Genomic DNA, 18,588 nt, shown 5'->3' with positions numbered 1-18,588 from the left:
CCGGCAATAGCAGGAGCGAAACGGACTGGCTATGGCCCGCCCCGCCGGGGCGTCGATCTCAATGGCCGAAGAGCCGTGCGTCCACCGCCTCCCAGTGCAACCGCATGCGGGCGCCGATGGTGATGTCGTCCGGTTGCACACGGCTTGCGGGAATCCGCACATTGATGCTGGCGCCCCAGCCGGTGGCGAGGACAAAATGGTAGGTCTCGCCGATAAAGGTGGCGTCGGCCAGGACAGCGTCGATGCCCGGTTCCACCGTCTCCGCGAGAGCCGAAAGGCGCAGCCGGTCGGGGCGGATCATCAGCCCGGCGCGGGCACCGGCGACGGCGGCGCCGTGCAGGGATATCCCGCTCAGCGCACCGCCATCCGGCAGCACGATGTCGGCGCTCTCGCCTTCGCTGCGGGTGATGGTGCAGTCGATAAAGTTGGAATGACCAATGAAATCCGCGACAAAGCGGGTACGCGGCGCATCATAGAGATCGCGACCTTTGCCGAGTTGTTCGATGCGGCCTTGGTTGAACAGGGCGATGCGATCCGAAAGACTCAGCGCTTCCTCCTGGTCGTGGGTGACATAGAGGATGGTGACGCCCGTCTGGCGATGGATGCGGCGGATCTCGTCCTGGATTTCCTCCCGCAGCTTCTTGTCGAGCGCCGAGAGCGGCTCATCCATCAGCAGCAACGGTGGGTTGTAGGCCAGCGCCCGGGCCAGCGCGACACGCTGCTGCTGGCCGCCGGAGAGCTGGGCCGGCATCCGGTCGGCGAAATTCTCCAGCCGCACCAGTGCCAGCATCTCCTCGACCTTGCGGGCGATCTCGCCCGCCGGACGCCGGCGCACGCGCAAGGGGAAGGCGACGTTTTCCGCGACGGAGAGGTGAGGGAACAGCGTGTAACGCTGGAACACCATGCCGATGTTCCGCTTGTTCGAGGGCTCGGCGAGGATGCTGCGCCCCTCCAGCCGCACATCGCCCCCCGTCGGCTCGAAGAAGCCAGCGATCATATAGAGCGTCGTGCTCTTTCCCGAACCCGAAGGCCCGAGAAAGGTGACGAACTCGCCGCGCGCGATTTCCAGCGAGACGTCATTGACGGCGGCAACCTTGCCGAACGTCTTGGAAATATTGCTTATTTCCAAAAAGGTCATGAACGGGCGTCCTTGCGGAAGAAGGCGGCAAGCGCCATGAGGGCGGCGGTCAGGGCGATCAGCAGCGTCGAGACCGCCGCAATGACCGGCGAGAGATCCTGGCGCAGCGCGCCGAAGATCCGCACCGGTAGGGTCTGGAGATCGGGACTCGCCATAAAGATGGCGATCACCACCTCGTCCCAGGAGGCGAGGAAGGAGAAGATCGCCGCACTCACCAGACCCAGCCGGATGCCGGGCAGGGTGACGCGGATCTTGGCTTCCAGCGGGCTGGCGCCGCAAACAATGGCGGCGGTCTCGATATCGCGGTCAAACCGTTCCAGCGCATTGGAAATCGCGATGATGGAGAAGGGCAGGGCGATCACCAGATGCGCCAGCACGAAGCCGACAAACGTGCCGTTGAGATGCAGCCTGAGGAAGAAGGCGTACAGCGCGACCGCGAGCACCACCACCGGCAGGATCATTGGCGTCAGGAACAGCGCCCGCAGCGCCGCGCGGCCGCGAAAGGTGCCGCGCGTCAGGCCGAAGGAGGCCATCAGCCCGATGCCGACCGACAGCACCGTCACCACGGCCGCGATCTGGAAGCTGGTGAGGAAGGAGGCGATCCATTCGGGATCCTCGAACAGGTCCTCATACCAGCGCAGCGTCCAGCCCGGCGGCGGGAATTGCAGCCATTGCGAAGAGCCGAAGGAGAGGGCGATGATGAGCAGGATCGGCAGCAGCAGATAGGCGCCGACCAGCAGGGCGATGACGATCAGGGCGACCCGCCAGGGGCCGAGACGGGCGAAATCAAGCAGCATGGCGCGCTAGCTCCTCGCCTGGCCGAAGCCGAAAAAGCGCAGCTGGATCATGTAGATCGCCAGCGTAATCACCAGCAGTACCAGCGCCGCCGCCCCCGCCAGCCCCCAATCGAGCAGCGATTGCACCAGCTGGGCGATCAGCTCGGCCAGCATCATGTTCGAGGTGCCGCCGAGCAAAGCCGGGGTGATGAAATAGCCGAGCGACATGACGAACACCATCAAGGCGCCGGCGGCGATGCCGGAGGCGGTGAGGGGGAGCATGACGCGGGTAAAAGCCTGAAAACGGCTGGCGCCGCAAAGGGATGCGGCCTGGAAGATGGCGGGGTCGATGGAGCGGATCGTGGCGTGCAGCGGCAGGATCATGAACGGCAGCATGATGTAGGTCATGCCGATGGTGACGCCGGCGAGGTTGTTGATCAGCGGCAGCGGCTCGGAAATCAGGCCGAGATTCATCAACGTGCGGTTGATGATGCCGGTGCGCTGAAGCAGCACCATCCAGGCATAGGTGCGGGCGAGAAGGTTGGTCCACATCGACAGGATGACGATGGCGAACAGCAGCCGCGACCAGAAGGCGGGGGCGATCGCCAGGAACCAAGCCACGGGAAAGCCGAGGAGAACCGTCGCCACCGTCACCGTTCCGGCAACCAGAAAGGTGTTGCCCAACACTTTGAGATAGGTCGTCGAGGCGAAGAAGGCGGCGTAGTTCTGCAGCCCCGGCTCGGGTTCCAGCACGCTGCGCAGCAGCAGGGCCAGCACCGGGATCACGAAGACAACCACAACCAGAGCGAGAGCGGGCAGGACAGGCGCGAAGCCCCGGCCCCGCCGCCGGGCGGCGGCGAGGACGGGTGAGGGGGCGGCAATCGGCACGTCGGTCACGGTCATGAGGGCTCGATCACGGCGGTTCGATGAGTGCAGTGAGGTGGACGATCAGGCCGATGCGGCCAACGCGGGCGATGGGGGGGGCGGCGCCCCGCCTCCGCGCCCGTCCGCGCTCTCCTCAGCGGGAAGCGCGGACGGGCGGGGCGCGCTTGCGCCGGGCGCGCCGGGCTTAGCGGGCCGTCGCCGGCGTCACTCCGCCTGCCAGGCGTACCAGCGCTTGCCGATCTCGTCGCGATGGGCGGCCCAATAGCCCATGTCGAGATTGATCTGCGAGGCGGTGTGCTTGTCGGGGAGATTGGCGGCGACGTCCTTCGGCATCAGTGCGGCGGACTTCACATTGACCGGCGCATAGCCGCTCTCGGTGGCGAAGCTCGCTTGGCCCTCCGGGCTGGTCGCCTCGGCGATGAACTTCATCGCCGCTTCCTTGTTCTTCGCGCCCTTGGGCACGACCAGCATGTCGGCGGCGGTCAGGTTCTGCTCCCAGGATATGCCGACCTTCTCGCCGCTCTGCTCCAGCGCGAACAGGCGCCCGTTCCAGAACTGGCCGATCGGCGCCTCGCCGGAGGCGAGCAGCTGCTGCGACTGCGCGCCGGTGCCCCACCAGACGATGTCCTTCTTGATGCTGTCGAGCTTCTTGAAGGCGCGGTCGAGGTCGAGCGGGTAGAGCTTGTCGGCCGGCACGCCGTCCGCCAGCAGGGCGATTTCCAGCACGCCCGGGGCCGACCATTTGTAGAAGGTGCGCTTGCCGGGGAAGGCCTTGATGTCGAACGCATCCGCCCAGCTTTTCGGAGCCTTGCCCTTGAGGCTCGCCGGATTGAAGCCGAGCACGAAGGAATAATAGAAGCTGCCCACCGCATGGTCGGTGACGAAGCGCGGGTCAATCTCGTCGCGCTTGACGATGGAAAAGTCGATCGGCTCGATCAGCCCGTCCTTGGCGGCGGCGGCAGCGAAATCGGCTTCCACATCCACCACGTCCCAGGAGACGTTGCCGCTCTCGACCATGGCTTTGAGCTTGCCATAGTCGGTCGGGCCGTCCTGCTTGACGGTGATGCCGGTTTCCTTGGTGAAGGGCACGGCCCAGCTCTTCTTCTGGGCGTCCTGGGTGGTGCCGCCCCAGCTGGTGAAGACGAGGGATCCCGACTGCGCCATGGCGGCGCCGGCGAGGCCGGCGGCGAGGGCGAGGGCGGCGACCCCGAGGGCTCGTGATGTGCGCGACATGTTAGTCCCCTTTGGTTGGCGTTCGGTGTGGAAGGCGGCGCGTTGGGCGCTCGGATTTTTTGCGTCGCGGCGAGGAGCAGGGCCTCACGGTGCCCCCTCCATCAGTTCAGCGGCGAGAAGGCGGTGGGCAGGAGAATCTTGTTCTCCATGGTCTCGATCAGCGCCTGGATCTTCGGCAGGAAGGCGAGCCAGGCGGGATCGGCGTTCAGCCGCGCGCGGCGGGCGGCGCGGTCATCCAGGCTGGCATAGGCCCAGATGTGGACGATCTCGTTCAGCGGGCCGATATCGCTGGTGAAATAGCCGACCAGCTGGCCGAGATGGCTCTTTTGCAAAGCGATGCCTTCCTCGGCGACCAGCTTCACATAGGCCGGGACGGTGCCGGTCTTCAGGCGATAGGTACGCATCTCGTAGAGCATGGCGGGGCCTCAGCGCATCACGAAGGGATCGGCGATCGGTTCGTCGCTGGTGCGCAGCCAGACCGATTTGGTGCGGGTGTAGTCGCGGATCGATTCCGCCCCGCCCTCGCGCCCGAGGCCGGACAGGCCGTAGCCGCCGAAGGGCACGATGGGGGAGACCGCGCGATAGGTGTTCACCCAGACGATGCCGGCGCGCAGCTTGCGGATCAGCCGGTGGGCACGGGTGAGATCGCGGGTGAACACGCCGGCGGCGAGGCCGAACGGGCTGTCATTGGCCTTGGCAAGCGCATCCGCCTCGCCCTCAAAGCTGATGACGCTGAGCACCGGGCCGAACAGTTCCTCCGCCGCGCACGGCACTTCATTGCCGGCGCAGGCGAGGATGGTCGGGGCGTAGTAATTGCCGGCGTCAAAACCTTCCGCCCGCTGCCCGCCCGTGATGAGCGTCGCGCCGGCGGCGAGGCTGGCGGCGATGACCTGCTCGATATGGGCGAGCTGGCGCGCGGTGGAGAGTGGGCCCATTTCGGTCGCCGGGTCCTGCGGGTCGCCGATGCGGATGCGGCGGGCCTTCCCGATGAGGATGGCGAGCAGCTTCTCGCGCACGCTCTCCTCGACGAAGAGGCGCGAGCCGGCGACGCAGCTCTGGCCGGAGGCGGCGAAGATGCCCGCGACGACCGCATTGGCGGCGCTCTCCAGATCGGCATCGGCGAAGACCAGCACCGGCGACTTGCCGCCGAGTTCCAGCGTCGTAAAAGCGAGGTTTTCCGCCGTGTTGCGCACCACATGCCGCGCGGTGGCCGGGCCGCCGGTGAAGGCGACGCGGGAGACGAGCTTGTGGGCGGTGAGCGTCTTCCCGCACTCCTCGCCGAAGCCGGTGATGATGTTGACCACGCCGGGGGGAAAGCCGGCCTCGTGCACCAGCCGGGCGAAGGCGAGCAGCGGGGCGGGGCCCTCTTCCGACGCCTTCAGCACCACGGTGCAGCCCGCCGCCAGCGCCGGGCCGAGCTTCACCGCCGAGAGGAAGAGCTGCGAGTTCCACGGCACCAATGCGGCAACGACGCCGATCGGCTCGCGCCGCAGCCAGGCTTCCATATCCGGCTTGTCGACGGGCAGATGGGAGCCCTCGACCTTGTCGGCGAGGCCGCCGAAATAGCGATAATACTCCCCGACATAGCCGATCTGCGCTCGCGTCTCGCGGATGATCTTGCCGGTGTCGCGGGTCTCCAGCTCCGCCAGTTCCTGCGCATGGGCGGCGACGAGATCGCCGAGCCTCGTCAAGAGCTTGCCGCGCGCGGTGGCGGTGAGGTTCGCCCATTCGGGCGCCTCAAAAGCGCGGTGCGCGGCCTCGACAGCGCGGTTCACGTCGTCCGCCGTGGCGGCCGGCATCACCGCCCAGGGCTGGCCGGTGGAGGGATCGAGGCTCTCGAAGCTCGCCCCGCCCGTGACGAAGGCGCCGTCGATATAAAGCCGGAAATCGTCGCGCAGGGCGGTCATCGGGACTCCTTCGGCGCCAGATGAGAGGCGGGCCTGCGTGCTTCGAGGCCGGCCTGCGGCCGGCACCTCCGCATGACGAGGCGCGATGCCAAACGGGTTCGGCCGTCATCCTGAGGTGCCCGAGCGCAGCTCGGGCCTCGAAGGACGCAGAAGGCCGATGCCGAGATGATCTGCATGGTTCGCCCCTCACGCCGCCGCTGTGGCCGACCCGGCAAAGGCCGGCAGGACGTGGCGGATGAAGCGGTCGAGCGACTTCGCCTTGCGCTGATGGCTGATGCCGGCGTCGATCCACAGCGAGAACTGGTCGAAGCCGAGCGCCTCATAACCCTTCAGCCGGGCGATCACCTCGTCGGGCTCGCCGATGACGAGATTTTTGCGCACGACCTCCGGGGCGAAGTGCGGGACGGCGGCACGCTCTTCCGGCGACAGCGGCGCCATGATCGCCTGATGGATCGGCCGCTTATTGGCGAACCAGGCGCCGAACAGCCCGTACCAGGCGGAAAGATCGTCGGCGAGCCGGTCGGCTTCAGCGGGGGAATCGGCGACGAAGCAGTGCTGCAGCAGCATGATCTTCGGGCGCGGCACCTGCGGATTGTCAGCGACGGCGGTGTTGAAGCGCTCCATCAGGCTCGCCACTTCGCCATCGCCTGAGGCGAGCGGCGTCACCTGCACATTGCAGCCATTGGCGAGCGCGAAGGCGTGGCTGTTGGGGTCGCGCGCGGCGATCCAGATCGGCGGGCCGCCCGCCTGCACCGGCTTGGGCGAGGCGGTGGAGGTGGGGAAGCTCCAGAACTGGCCCTCATGGGCGTAGTCGCCCTGCCAGAGCTTGCGCACCGCCGGCACCAGCTCGCGCATGCGCAGACCCGCGCCCATGGCGTCGAGGCCGGGCAGCAGGCGCTCATATTCAAAGCTGTAGGCGCCGCGCGCCACGCCGAGATCGAGCCGGCCCTCGCAGGCGATGTCCATCATCGCCGCCTCGCCGGCCAGCCGGATCGGGTGCCAGAACGGGGCGATGACATTGCCGGTGCCTAGGCGGATAGTTTTGGTCTTGGCCGCGAGATGGGCGAGCTGGATGAAGGGGTTGGGGGCGATGGTGAAGTCCATCGCGTGGTGCTCGCCGATCCACACCGTCTCGAAGCCCGCGCCCTCGGCGGTGAGCGCCAGCTCCTCCAGCTCGGCGAACAGCCTTGCATGGGGAATGGCGGGATCGGTGCGCTCCATATGGACGAAGAGGGAGAACTTCATGAGAGTGATCCCGGTTCTGGTCTCAGCCGAGGGGGGCGGCGGCGAGCGGGTGAATCTGGCCGCGCTCGGCATCGCCGACATAGATGCCGAACGCGTCCTCGCGCCGCTCGCGCAGATAGCGCGCCAGCATGGAGCGGGTGGCCTCATCCGGCAGGCGGGCGAGGTCGACCGCCTCCAGCGGCACGAGCACGGCGCCGGCCTCCGGGCGCGGCGTGCCGTTGAAGCCGCCGCGATAATAGATCGAGACGGTGGGCGGGGCCGAGCCATCGCCCGGGGTCTCGAACACCGCGAACAGGAAGCCGAGCTGGCCCTCGACGCCGAGCTGGGCCAAGGCCCCGCGCAGGCTACGCGGGTTCGAGGCCGGCTCCAGGCAGGAACCGGTGGGAAGATCGAGCCCGCCCTTGCCATCCTCGACCAGAAGCAGCGCGCCGTCGCTCTCCAGCAGGGCGCCGACGCGGGCCGGCTCGTCGCGCTTGGCCAGCGCCTGCTGGCCGAGCGAGACGTCGACATAGGCGCCGCGGCAATAGCCGAGCGGGGCCTCCGTGCCGGCACCGAAGCCGCGCACATGGCCGATGAGGATCACATGATCGCCCGCTTCCACCACCTCGTGGCGGGTACAGTCGAACCACGCCGCCGCCCCTGCGATGACCGGGCTGCCGGCCGGGCCGAGATGCCACGGCGCGCCAGCGAATTTGTCGGGAGATTTGGAGGCGAACAGGGCCGAGACGTCCTTCTGGCCCGCCGCCAGCACCGAGACGGCGAAGTTTTCCGCCGCTGAGAACACCGGGAAGCTCGACGCGGTTTTCGCCAGGCAGACGAGGATGAGCGGGGGATCGAGCGAGACGGAGGAGAAGGAATTGGCGGTGAAGCCGCGCATCTCGCCGGCGGGGTTGCGGGTGGTCACCACGGTCACGCCGGTGAGGAAGGCGCCGAGCGCCTGCCGGAAGGCTTTGGGATCGAAAGCGGGCGCGGGGGCCAGCGCGTCGAGAAAGGCCAGCAGATGCGCGTTCACCGCGTCCGGATGGGTCAGCGTCATCATGTGGCGGGCACCTTCCAGCACCTCGGCGCGGCCCTGCGGGGCGAGCGCGGCCATCGCCTGCGACATGGCCGGGGTCGAATTGCCGTCGCCATCGGCGGTCATGAACAGCGCCGGCCGGGCGAGGCTGGAAAGCCGGTCGCGATGGGCCGCGTCGGAGGCGGCGAACAGCGCATAGGTGCGGGCATAGCCGACCGGATCGCCCGCCGCGAGCAGCGCCGCGACCTGCGCCGCGCTCGCCTCCAGTTCCGGCGGCACCGGATCGCCGAACCAGCGCTGCACGGCAGCGGCGTGCGAGGCGGCGCGGCCTTCTGCGTCGAGCGCGCCGGCGCGGGCGGTGACGATGGCGCGCTGTTCCGGCGTGCGGCAGAACACGGCGTTGAGCGCGGCCACCGCGCGCACCCGGGCGGGGTGCGACAGCGCCGTCTCCAGCGCCACCAGCGCACCCATGGAATGGCCGACCAGCACCGCCGAGGGGATCGCCAGCGCGTCGAGAAGGGCGATGACCTGCCCGGCATAGTCAGACAGGCGGGCCTCTTCCGGCGGCAGGCTGGAGCCGCCATGGCCGGGCATGTCGAGCGCGATCACGTCATGGCCGGCGGCCAGCGCCGCGATCTGCGGCGCCCACACCTCGCTCCCCATGCCGACGCCATGGATCAGCACCACCGGCGGCGCGCCCGGCACGCCCGCCCGGCGATAGGCGACGCGCGCGGGGGCGCCGTCGCGGCCGGCATAGGCGAGGGTGCGAACCTCAGCCATGGGAGGCGTCCGCTCCGGGAGCCGTATCCAGCCCCTGGGTGGAGCCGAGCTCCTCAAGGTCCTGATAGCGGTTGCCGATGCGGTGATGCGGGCGCCCGCCAATGGAGGCGCCGAGCGCGACCACGATCTCATCAGGCGCCGGGGCGTCGTTGATGGCGAACTGGATGGTGAGGTAGTGCGAGCGACGGCCTTCATCCAGCTTGTCCATCAGCGGAATGGCGATGGAGGCATTCGGCCCGCCGCGCGTATTGGTGAAGGCGAGATAGCTCTTGGCGCCCACCGCCTTGCGGTAGTGATTGCCGAAGCGCAGCGTGTGGATCAGCGCCGAGGCGTGCTCGACCTCGCCCGACGTGCCGACGACCGCCGCCTTGCCATAGCCCTCCACCGCCTCGCCCGAGCCGGCCATGCGCAGGATTTCCTCGGTGAGCAGGGCGCCGAGCTGGGGGGCGATGTCGTGGATCTCGGGCTTGAGGTCCTCGATAAAGCCGCGCCCGGCCCAGGGATTGGTGAGCACCGCCGCCGCCGCATAAAGGCGCAGCGGCGTGGGGGCGGCGCGCCCGCCCTCGATGAAGGTGGTCTCGGCATAGGTGACGAGCTTGCGCAGCTGCAACGGCATGGCGTGTCCCAAGAAAAACGGGCGGGGTCGGGACCCGGAAAGGGTGTGTTCCGGGCGGGTGGTCTCGCTTCTGATATGATGGTATACCATAAGACGATCGAGTCAATTGTCATCCCGCGCCACTCGGGCGACAAGAGGCGGGAACGGAGACGGCCATGGTCGCGACGACGGAATCGAACACGGCGAACGAAGAGATGAAGGTCGAGCGCAGCGTCACCACGCTGCGCAGCCTGACGCTGGAAAAGATGCGCGACGCCATTCTCGATTTCCGCTTCAAGCCCGGCGAGCGGCTGGTCGAGCGCACGCTGTGCGAGCGGCTGGGGGTGAGCCGCAGCGTGGTGCGCGAGGTGCTGCGGCATCTGGAAGCCGAGGGGCTGGTGGAGACCATTCCCCATCAGGGCCCGGCCGTGACCAAGCCGGACCCGGCGCAGGCGGCGCAGATCTACGAGATACGCGGCCTGTTGGAGAGCGAGGCCGCGCGGGCCTGCGCGCTTCAGGCCTCCGACGCGGCGATTGCCGAGCTGGGCGGGGTGATCGACGAGATCGACGCCGCCTTCCAGACCGGCAGCCCGCGCGAGGTGCTGCGGCGGACCACGGAATTCTACGAGAAGCTGTTCGTCGCCGCCGGCAAGGAAGTGGCGTGGGACGTGGTGCGCTCGCTCAATGCCCGCATCAACCATCTTCGCTCGATGACCATCGCCCAGGAAGGGCGGCACAGGACCGCCATCGCCGAGATGCGGCTGCTGCACGCGGCGCTGCTGCGGCGGGACGGGGCGGGCGCCTATGAGGCCAGCCGCGCCCATGTGGCGACGGTGGCCGGGCTCGCTGGCGCCATTCTCAGCCAGATCTGACCTCGCGCCGCGTCACGCACCGGCTTGCCAGCCGCGCCGCCCACCGGCTATCTCGCACGGCCCGCGCGGGGCGGATGAAAGCGGCGAGGACGAGATGGCTGACATGGCAGAGATGGACCCGATCGACCGAGTCCTCGGCAGCCTGCCGCCGGAGCTCATCGCCATCGACCCGGACGTGGTGGCGAAATATCTCACCGATTTCCGCCGCTTCCGCACCGGCGCCGCCCGCGCCGTGCTGCGCCCGCGCTCCACGGCCGAGGTGCAGGCCATCGTCGCCCTCTGCGCCGCCCATGGCGTGCCTTTGGTACCGCAGGGCGGCAACACCTCCTATTGCGCCGCCGCCACCCCCTCGCCGGAGGGCGGCGAGCTGGTGCTGAGCCTGGAGCGGCTGAACGCCGTGCGGGCGATCGACGCCGCCAATCTGTCGCTGACGGCGGAAGCGGGTTGCGTGCTGAGCGTGCTGCAGGAGGCGGCCGACGCGGCCGGGCTGATGCTGCCGCTCGACCTCGGCTCGCGCCAGTCCTGCCAGCTCGGCGGCGCGCTTTCCACCAATGCCGGCGGCATTTCCGTGCTGAAATACGGCATGGCCCGCGACCTCGTGCTGGGGCTTGAGGCCGTGCTGCCGGACGGGCAGATTCTCAACGTGCTGCAGCCGCTGCGCAAGAACAACACCGGCTATGACGTCAAGCAAATGCTGCTCGGCGCCGAGGGCACGCTCGGCATCATCACCGCCGCCTCGCTGAAACTCGCGCGAATGCCGGCGCAGACCGTGACCGCCTTTCTCGCCGTCGAAGAGATCGACACGCTGACCACGCTGCTGGCGCGGGCGCAGATTCTGACCGGCGAGAACATCACCTCGTTCGAATATGTCTCCCACCATTCGCTCAGCCTTCTGCTCGCCGCGCAGCCCGGCCTGCGCCACCCGCTTGAGACGCCCGCGCCGCACTATGTGCTGATGGAGGCGCAGACCTGTTCGCCCGTGCTGGGGCTGGAGGAGGCGGTGGGGACGCTGCTGGAGGAGCTGATGGGCGAGGGGCTGGTGAGCGACGGCACACTCGCCGCCGGCGGCCAGCAGCGCGACCAGCTTTGGTACCTGCGCGAGCATATTCCCGAGGCGGAAGTGGCCAATGGCGGCTCGGTGAAGCACGATGTCTCGGTGCCGACCTCGGCGCTGCCGTCCTTCATCACCAAGGCCAGCGCGCTGGTGGAGGCGCACAGCGCCGGCGGGCGGCTGTCGATCTATGGCCATGTCGGCGATGGCAATGTGCATTTCAACGTGGTCGCCCCGGTCGGGGCAGAGCCAACCGTCTACAAGCCCTGGTTCGAACGCGAGGTGTCGCCGCGCATCTACGACCTCGCCGTGGCGATGGGCGGCTCCTTCGGCGCGGAATACGGCATCGGCACCGTCAAGCTGGACCTCTTGGACCGCTATGGCGACCCGGCCAAGCTCTCCATGATGCGCGCGCTCAAGGCGGCGCTGGACCCCGCCAACATGATGAACCCCGGCAAGGTGGTACGGGGTTAGGCGGGGAGATGCCTCAGGGCTGCCAGTCGGTCATGGTGAGCACGTTGCCGCCGAGCTTCTGGAAGGCGCGCTGGCGGCAGGAGAAGACGATGATCTGCTGGTCGCGCGACTGGCGGTGCAGCGCGTCGAACATCCGCTCGATGCGGTCATCGTCGGAATAGACCAGCGCGTCGTCGAGAATAACCGGCGCCGGCCGCCCGTCGCGGGCGAGCAGCCGGGCGAAGGCGAGGCGGGTGAGCACCGAGAGCTGTTCGCGCATGCCGCCGCTGAGGCGCTCGACATCCTCCTCATGGCCGTTGCGGCGCAGCGTCTGCGGCAGCAGCGTCTTGTCGTCGAAGGTGATGGAGGCATCGTCGAACAACAGGCCGAGCAGCGGCGTCAGTTCGGCCATGACAGGCTTGAGATAGAGATCGCGCGCCTGCGCCCGTGCCGCCTCCAGCGCCGAGGCGAGGCGCTGCAGCACGCGGATTTCGGCGGCGAAGCCCTCGACGCGGGCGCTGGCGGCGGCCAGCGCCTCCTTCGCCTCGCCCCACATCTCCTCCACCGCCTCGTCGGAGCGGGTGCTGATCTCAGCGTTCAGCCCGGCAATGGCCTCGCGCAGGGTGGCGGCTTCCTTGTCGGTGGCGTCCGCCACTGAGCGGGCGCGCCTCAGCGCTGCCTCGGCCGATTCGAGATCGATGACGGTGGCGCGCAGGCGCTGCACCAGCGCCTGCGCGCTCGCGCCGTGCCGGTCACGTTGCTCGAAGCGCTCGGACAACTCCTGCAGCCGGGCGCCGCGCGCCTCTTCCGGGCCGAGAATGGCCTCGATTTGGGTGCGCTCGGCCTTCAACGCGGCCAGCGCGGTCTCGGCCTCGACGAACGCCTCGTCGGCGCGGGCCCGCGCCGGCTCGGCCGCCCGCAGCGCCTGCCGGGCGCCGGTGCGCCGCGCCTCGGCGGCGGCGAGGGACGCATGAGCTTCCGCCTGCGCCTGCGCCGGGTCGTCCGTCAGCTCGATGTCCTCGGTGCCGCGCGCGCCATGCGCGGCCACTTCCGCCCGGAGCTTGGCCAGTCCCTCCGGCGCCAGCAAGGCGAGCCGGCCGTGCAGTTCCCGCCGCTCGGCGTCGATCTGCTGCGCCCGTATCTGCCGAGCCCGGGCGGCGGCGAGATCCTCGACCCCGATCGCGGCGAGCAGCGTCCGCCGTTTGGCGACGGCCTTTTCCAGCCGGCTATTGTCCTGCGCCGGCCGGTTGGAGCGCAACGTGAGCGTGCCGATGCCGGGAATGACCAGCTCCGCCTGCCCCTCATAGCCGCGTTCCTCGCCCTCGCGCAGCGGCGCCGATTCCATGAGGATGGGCGAGGCGGCGCCGGGCGCATAGGCGATCGCCACCGAGGGGCGGGCCGCCTCCTCGACCGCGCGGAGCGTGGCGATGTCGATTTCCAGCGCCTGAAGTTCCTCCACCGCGCCGGGCGCAATCGCCTCGGTGGCGAGCCGTGCCTCGGCCGCTTCCAGCGCCTGACGGGCGGCCTCGGCGCCGGCCAGCCGCTCGCTCAGCGCCGCGTGCCGCGCCTGTGCCTCGCGCGCCCTCAAAGCCGCGTCGAGGCGGGCCAGCAGCTGGCGGGCCTCCTGCTCGGCGGCTTCCGCCGCCGCGACCTCGGCATGGGCCTGCTCGACTCCGGCGCCGGTGGCGTGGCGCTTGCCCACCGCCGCCTCGCGCCGCTGTTCGGCCGCTTGCAGCGCGGCCTGCTTCTGCTCGACCTGGTCAAGGGCGGTCCGATAGGCGGAAAGCTCCCGCTCGGCGGCGTCGCGGCGCTCGCGCGCCAGCTTCCCTTCGGCCTCGGCGGTGCGCAGCGCCTCGCCCTGCGCCTTCGCCGCATCGAAGGCCGCCTGCGCGCTCTCAACCGCGCGGGCCCGCGCCTGCCGGTCCTCGGCGTTGTCCAGTTCGGCGAGCCGCTTCACGGCGGTGGCGCGGCGGTCCAGCGCCTCGCGCAGGGTCCGCACATCGCCGACCAGCCGCTCTTCCTGCGCCAGCAGCCGGTCGCGGACGTCGATTGCGGCGGCGTAGCGCCCGCCGGTCTTCGGGCGGCCGGTGGCGGTGACGAGTTCGGCCAGAGCGTCCTGCGTCGCCGCCATGATCTCCGCCATGCGGCGCCCGCCGGTGACGGCCTCGACCTCGCCCTGCACCGATTCGAGCAGGCTGGCGCGCACCTGCTTCTCGCTGTCCTCTTCCGATTTGCTGCGCTTCTCGATGCCGGTGAGGCCCTGCCGCACCCAGAGCAGCCCGGCCGGCCCGGCGGTGCCGCCACGGATGAGCCCGGCGATGAAGTTTTCCGCTTCGTCCGCCTGCGCCACCAGCCGGCCGGTGGCGAGATCGGTGACGCGGGCGGAACGGCCGCCATAATATTGCTTGGTGAGGCGAAAGCGGCCCGCATCGGTGGCGATGTCGGCCTCGACCAGCGGGCTGCCGCCGCTATAGGGCCGCAGCCGTTGAACATCGCCCGGCGTGCCGGAATGGGGCTGGAAGAACAGCGCGTGCAGCGCCTCGAAGCTGGTCGACTTGCCGAATTCATTAACGGCGCACAGCACGTTGACGCCGTTGCCGATGCCCTCGATCGCCACGCCGCGATTGGCGAAGCGCTTCACATTGAACAGGCGCAGCGCCGTGATCTTCATGATGCCACTGCCTGCGCATAGGAATAGAGCCGCGCCAGCGCCGCGCGCGCGACCTCGCGCTCGGCGGCCGAGCGGGAGGCATCGCCGGCTTCCGCCAGCAGCGCATCGGCGGCCTCGCGCAGCGCGCCGGCACGGTCGATGAGGTCGAGATCGTCCGGCGCGCAGGCGGTGGCGAGGCCCGCCTCAACCAGTTCCAGCAGGGCGAAGTCCGGCGCCGCCTCGGTGACGGCGCCCGCCAGCGCCGCATGCCCCGCCAGATGGGTCCGCCCGGTGGCGATGAGGCGGGCCAGCGTCTGCCGGCGGGCCCGCGCCTCCGGCAGCAGCGCCGCCAGCGCCGTCACGGGGTCGTCGCCCTCCAAGAGATGCAGGTCGAGTTCGCGCCAGGCGAAGCTCGCCGTCGGCAGCGCCGTCACCTCCGGCAGGGCATTCGCCCCGGCAAGGCTGACCAGCAGCGCCGTGCCCGGCGCCTCATGCTTGAAGCGGTCCGGCTCGGGTGTGCCGCTGTAGCGGGTGCGGGAATCGACCTCCACCGCGCCGTGCCAGTCGCCGAGCGCGAGATAGGCAAGGCCGGCGCGGCGGGCGCGGTCGGGCGCGATCACGTCGCCCGCCACCGCGTCCTCGGAAAAGGAGCGAATGGCGCCATGGGCGAGGCCGAGGCGCAGCGTGCCTTCGGGCGTCGCGTATGACTCCATCCATTCCGTCAGGTCGCGGCCGGGCCGCCGGGTGGTGCAGGGGGCGGGCAACAGCACCACGCCGGGGGCGAGGTCCAGCGGCTGGGGCGCGGTGGCGAGGATCACATTGTCGGGCGCCTCCGCCGCCAGCATCGCCCAGAGCGGCGCGGCCTGCAGCGAATCATGGTTGCCGGGCAGCAGTACCCATCGGAGCGGCGCGTGGTGGCGCATTTCCGCCAGCGCCTGCCGTCGCACCTCCGGGGCAGGAGTCTCGGTGTCGAAGGTGTCGCCGGCGAGAAGAATGGTGTCGGCGCCCTGTTCGCGGGCGTGTTGCGCCAGCCGGGCGATGACGCCATGGCGCGCCTCGCGCAGCCGGCTCGGCAGGTCGCCGGTGAAATTGCCGAAGCGCTTGCCCAGATGCAGGTCGCTGGAATGCAGGAAGCGGAACATGGCGCGCCGGGTGCGGGGAGGGGTGCGGACAACCGGGGTCGGCCAGCGCGCCGCTCTTGTCAAGCCGGGCGGATGACCCGGCCGCCGTATCGGGCGGCCGGGTGCGTGCGCTCAGGCACGGCGCTGGTTGTAGACGTCGAGGCAGACGGCGCCGAGCAGCACGAGCCCCTTGATCACCTGCTGGTAGTCGATGCCGATGCCCAGAATCGACATGCCGTTATTCATCACGCCCATGATCAGCGCGCCGATCACCGCGCCGCCGACACGGCCGACGCCGCCATAGGCCGAGGCGCCGCCGATGAAGCAGGCGGCGATGACGTCGAGCTCGAAGCCGAGGCCCGCCTTCGGCGTCGCCGTATTTAGTCGGGCGGCGAAGACCAGCCCCGCCAGCGCCGCCAGCACGCCCATATTGACGAAGGTGAGGAAGGTCAGCCGCTCGGTCTTGATGCCGGAGAGCTTGGCCGCTTTCTCATTGCCGCCGACGGCGTAGATCTGCCGGCCGATGGTGGTGCGGGTGGTCACGAACGCATAGAGCGCGATCAGCGCCGTCATGATCACAAGCACGTTCGGCATGCCGCGATGCGAGGCGATCAGATAGGCGAAATAGGTGATGATGCCGAACAGCGCCACATTCTTGGCGACGAAGAAACCGTAGGGCTCAGTCTCCACATGGTGCGCCTCCTGCCGCGCCCGGCCACGGAAGTTCAGCCACACCAGCGCGAGGGCGAGCAGCGCGCCCACCGCCAATGAGGTGGGGTAGAGCGTGCCGGCATCAGGCACCAGTTCCGGGATGAAGCCGGAGGAGAGCTTCTGGAAGGTGGGCGGGAACGGGCCGACCGACTGGCCGGCGAGTATGGCGAGCGCCAACCCCTTGAACACCAGCATGCCGGCCAGCGTCACGATGAAGGACGGGATCTTGAAATAGGCCACCCAATAGCCCTGCGCCGCGCCGATCAGCCCACCCAGCGCCAGGCAGATCAGCGTCGCGGGGATGTAGTGGACGTCGAACTTCACCATCAGCACCGCCGCCACCGCGCCGATGAAGCCGGCCACCGAGCCGACCGACAGGTCGATATGGCCGGTGACGATGACCAGCAGCATGCCCAGCGCCATGATGACGATGTAGCTGTTCTGCAGCACGAGATTGGTGAGGTTGAGCGGGCGCATCAGCGTGCCGTTCGTCACCACCTCGAAGAAGATCATGATGGCGAAGAGCGAGATCAGCATCCCGTATTCGCGCAGATTGTTCTTCAGGAAGCCGGCATGCCGCGGCTTGTCGTTGAGAGCGGTGTCGCTCATGCCAATGCCTCCATGGGGCGTTGCTCTCCCTTGCGCATGATGGCGCGCATGATCTTCTCCTGCGAGGCCTCGGTGCCGGCGAATTCGCCGACAAAGGCGCCCTCGTTCATCACGCAGATGCGGTCGCAAATGCCGAGCAGTTCCGGCATCTCGGAGGAGATAACCACCACGCCTTTGCCGGCATCCGCCAGCTCGTTGATGATGCAATAGATTTCGTACTTGGCGCCGACATCGATGCCGCGTGTCGGCTCATCGAGGATCAGCACCTTGGGGTCGGTGAACAGCCATTTCGACAGCACCACCTTCTGCTGGTTGCCGCCGGAGAGCTTGCCGGTCTCCTGGAACACGCTGTGGCAGCGTATGTGCATCCGCCCGCGATAGTCGGAGGCGACGCGCAGTTCCTTCATGTCGTCGATGATGCGGCCCGGCGCGATCGCCGGCAAATTGGCCAGCGTGACGTTCTTGCGGATGTCCTCGGCGAGCAGCAGGCCGAGCTGCTTGCGGTCCTCGGTGACATAGGCGAGGCCGGCATCAATGGCGCGCCGCACGGTGGAAAGGTCGACCGGGCGCCCCTCCATTTCCGCCCGGCCGGTGATCTTCTGGCCCCAGGCGCGGCCGAAGATGCTCATGGCGAATTCGGTGCGGCCCGCGCCCATCAGCCCGGCAATGCCGACGATCTCGCCGCGCCGGACCTCGAAATCGACATTCTTGATCACCTGCCGGTCGGAATGCAGCGGGTGATAGGCCGACCAGTTGCTCACCTTGAAGATCGGTTCGCCTATGGTGGGCTGGCGCTTGGGGTAGCGGTGTTCGAGGTCGCGATCGACCATCTTGGAAATGATGCGGTCTTCCTCCACCGCGCCGTCATGGCAGTCCAGCGTGTCGACGGTGCGCCCGTCGCGCAGCACGGTGATGCGGTCGGCGACCTTGGAGACCTCGTTCAGCTTGTGCGAGATCAGGATCGAAGCGATGCCCTGCGCCTTGAACTCCAGCAAGAGGTCGAGCAGCGCCGCGCTGTCCTTTTCCGACAGGCTTGCGGTCGGCTCGTCGAGGATGAGCAGGCGCACCTTCTTCGACAGCGCCTTGGCGATCTCCACCAGTTGCTGCTTGCCCACCCCGATATTGGTCACCAGCGTGTCCGGGGATTCGTCCAGACCCACCTTGGCGAGCAGTTCGCGGGTGCGCCGGTGCACCGCGCCGCGGTCGATGATGCCGAAGCGGCCGGGCGGGTTGGCGATGAAGATGTTCTCGGCGATCGACAGCAGCGGAACCAGCGCCAGTTCCTGGTGAATGATGATGATGCCCAGCGATTCCGAGGCGTTGATGTCGCTGAAGCGGCGCTCCTCGCCGTCGAAGACGATGGCGCCGTCATAGGAGCCGTGCGGGTAGACCCCGCTCAGCACCTTCATCAGGGTGGATTTTCCCGCGCCGTTCTCGCCGACAAGGGCATGGATCTCGCCGGGTCGGACGGCGAAGGTGACATCGCTCAGCGCCTTCACCCCGGCGAAGTGCTTGCTGATGCCCTGCATTTCGAGAAGAGCGTTCAT

General features: G+C 68.8%; 15 protein-coding genes. 2 read left to right on the top strand and 13 right to left on the bottom strand.

Going from position 1 to position 18,588, the window contains the following annotated elements; all coding sequences use genetic code 11:
• Nucleotides 1-58: 58 nt before the first annotated feature.
• The 9 genes from J2S76_RS02260 to J2S76_RS02220 all read right to left on the bottom strand — a co-directional run bounded on the left by J2S76_RS02260 (nucleotide 59) and on the right by J2S76_RS02220 (nucleotide 9,595).
• Nucleotides 59-1,138, bottom strand: coding sequence for an ABC transporter ATP-binding protein (locus J2S76_RS02260; RefSeq protein ID WP_307057114.1), 1,080 nt, complete (start codon nucleotides 1,136-1,138; stop codon nucleotides 59-61).
• Nucleotides 1,135-1,935 carry an ABC transporter permease gene (locus J2S76_RS02255; RefSeq protein ID WP_307057112.1) on the bottom strand — a complete coding sequence of 267 codons (801 nt, stop codon included), beginning with the start codon at nucleotides 1,933-1,935 and terminating at the stop codon, nucleotides 1,135-1,137. The genes J2S76_RS02260 and J2S76_RS02255 overlap by 4 nt, the downstream gene beginning before the upstream one ends.
• 6 nt (nucleotides 1,936-1,941) lie before the next feature.
• A complete protein-coding gene (locus tag J2S76_RS02250) occupies nucleotides 1,942-2,817 on the bottom strand; it encodes an ABC transporter permease (RefSeq protein ID WP_370874676.1) in 876 nt (291 codons plus the stop codon).
• 186 nt (nucleotides 2,818-3,003) lie between these two features.
• Nucleotides 3,004-4,032 carry an ABC transporter substrate-binding protein gene (locus J2S76_RS02245; protein ID WP_307057110.1) on the bottom strand — a complete coding sequence of 343 codons (1,029 nt, stop codon included), beginning with the start codon at nucleotides 4,030-4,032 and terminating at the stop codon, nucleotides 3,004-3,006.
• A 101-nt stretch (nucleotides 4,033-4,133) separates the two neighbouring features.
• Entirely contained in the window at nucleotides 4,134-4,448 is a 315-nt protein-coding gene (locus tag J2S76_RS02240; protein ID WP_307057108.1) for an NIPSNAP family protein, read from the bottom strand.
• 9 nt (nucleotides 4,449-4,457) lie between these two features.
• The gene (locus tag J2S76_RS02235; RefSeq protein WP_307057106.1) at nucleotides 4,458-5,939 is read right to left on the bottom strand and encodes an aldehyde dehydrogenase; all 1,482 of its coding nucleotides are present in this window, start codon (nucleotides 5,937-5,939) and stop codon (nucleotides 4,458-4,460) included.
• A 186-nt stretch (nucleotides 5,940-6,125) separates the two neighbouring features.
• The gene (locus J2S76_RS02230) at nucleotides 6,126-7,184 is read right to left on the bottom strand and encodes an LLM class flavin-dependent oxidoreductase (protein WP_307057104.1); all 1,059 of its coding nucleotides are present in this window, start codon (nucleotides 7,182-7,184) and stop codon (nucleotides 6,126-6,128) included.
• 22 nt (nucleotides 7,185-7,206) lie between these two features.
• On the bottom strand, nucleotides 7,207-8,979 hold the full coding sequence (locus tag J2S76_RS02225) for an alpha/beta fold hydrolase (RefSeq protein ID WP_307057102.1): 1,773 nt from the start codon (nucleotides 8,977-8,979) through the stop codon (nucleotides 7,207-7,209).
• Nucleotides 8,972-9,595: an amino acid synthesis family protein gene (locus J2S76_RS02220; RefSeq protein ID WP_307057100.1), complete on the bottom strand. Its 624-nt coding sequence runs from the start codon at nucleotides 9,593-9,595 to the stop codon at nucleotides 8,972-8,974. Before J2S76_RS02220 ends, J2S76_RS02225 begins: the two co-directional genes overlap by 8 nt.
• Nucleotides 9,596-9,750: 155 nt before the next feature.
• Between J2S76_RS02220 and J2S76_RS02215 the strand changes: the two genes are divergently transcribed.
• Nucleotides 9,751-10,446 carry a GntR family transcriptional regulator gene (locus J2S76_RS02215; protein WP_307057098.1) on the top strand — a complete coding sequence of 232 codons (696 nt, stop codon included), beginning with the start codon at nucleotides 9,751-9,753 and terminating at the stop codon, nucleotides 10,444-10,446.
• A 103-nt stretch (nucleotides 10,447-10,549) separates the two neighbouring features.
• Nucleotides 10,550-11,971, top strand: coding sequence for an FAD-binding oxidoreductase (locus J2S76_RS02210; protein ID WP_307057722.1), 1,422 nt, complete (start codon nucleotides 10,550-10,552; stop codon nucleotides 11,969-11,971).
• A 13-nt stretch (nucleotides 11,972-11,984) separates the two neighbouring features.
• On the opposite strand, the gene J2S76_RS02205 is transcribed toward J2S76_RS02210, so the two are convergent.
• The 4 genes from J2S76_RS02205 to mmsA all read right to left on the bottom strand — a co-directional run bounded on the left by J2S76_RS02205 (nucleotide 11,985) and on the right by mmsA (nucleotide 18,588).
• A complete protein-coding gene (locus J2S76_RS02205) occupies nucleotides 11,985-14,621 on the bottom strand; it encodes an AAA family ATPase (RefSeq protein ID WP_307057097.1) in 2,637 nt (878 codons plus the stop codon).
• Nucleotides 14,618-15,742, bottom strand: coding sequence for a metallophosphoesterase family protein (locus J2S76_RS02200; RefSeq protein WP_307057095.1), 1,125 nt, complete (start codon nucleotides 15,740-15,742; stop codon nucleotides 14,618-14,620). Before J2S76_RS02200 ends, J2S76_RS02205 begins: the two co-directional genes overlap by 4 nt.
• 111 nt (nucleotides 15,743-15,853) lie before the next feature.
• Entirely contained in the window at nucleotides 15,854-17,041 is a 1,188-nt protein-coding gene (mmsB, locus tag J2S76_RS02195) for a multiple monosaccharide ABC transporter permease (RefSeq protein WP_307057094.1), read from the bottom strand.
• The gene (mmsA, locus tag J2S76_RS02190; protein ID WP_307057092.1) at nucleotides 17,038-18,588 is read right to left on the bottom strand and encodes a multiple monosaccharide ABC transporter ATP-binding protein; all 1,551 of its coding nucleotides are present in this window, start codon (nucleotides 18,586-18,588) and stop codon (nucleotides 17,038-17,040) included. The genes mmsB and mmsA overlap by 4 nt, the downstream gene beginning before the upstream one ends.

This window comes from Ancylobacter vacuolatus (assembly GCF_030813595.1).
Lineage (GTDB): Bacteria > Pseudomonadota > Alphaproteobacteria > Rhizobiales > Xanthobacteraceae > Ancylobacter > Ancylobacter vacuolatus.
The sequence above is the reverse complement of the archived record's forward strand: the minus strand, read 5'-3'. Positions and strand labels throughout refer to the sequence as shown.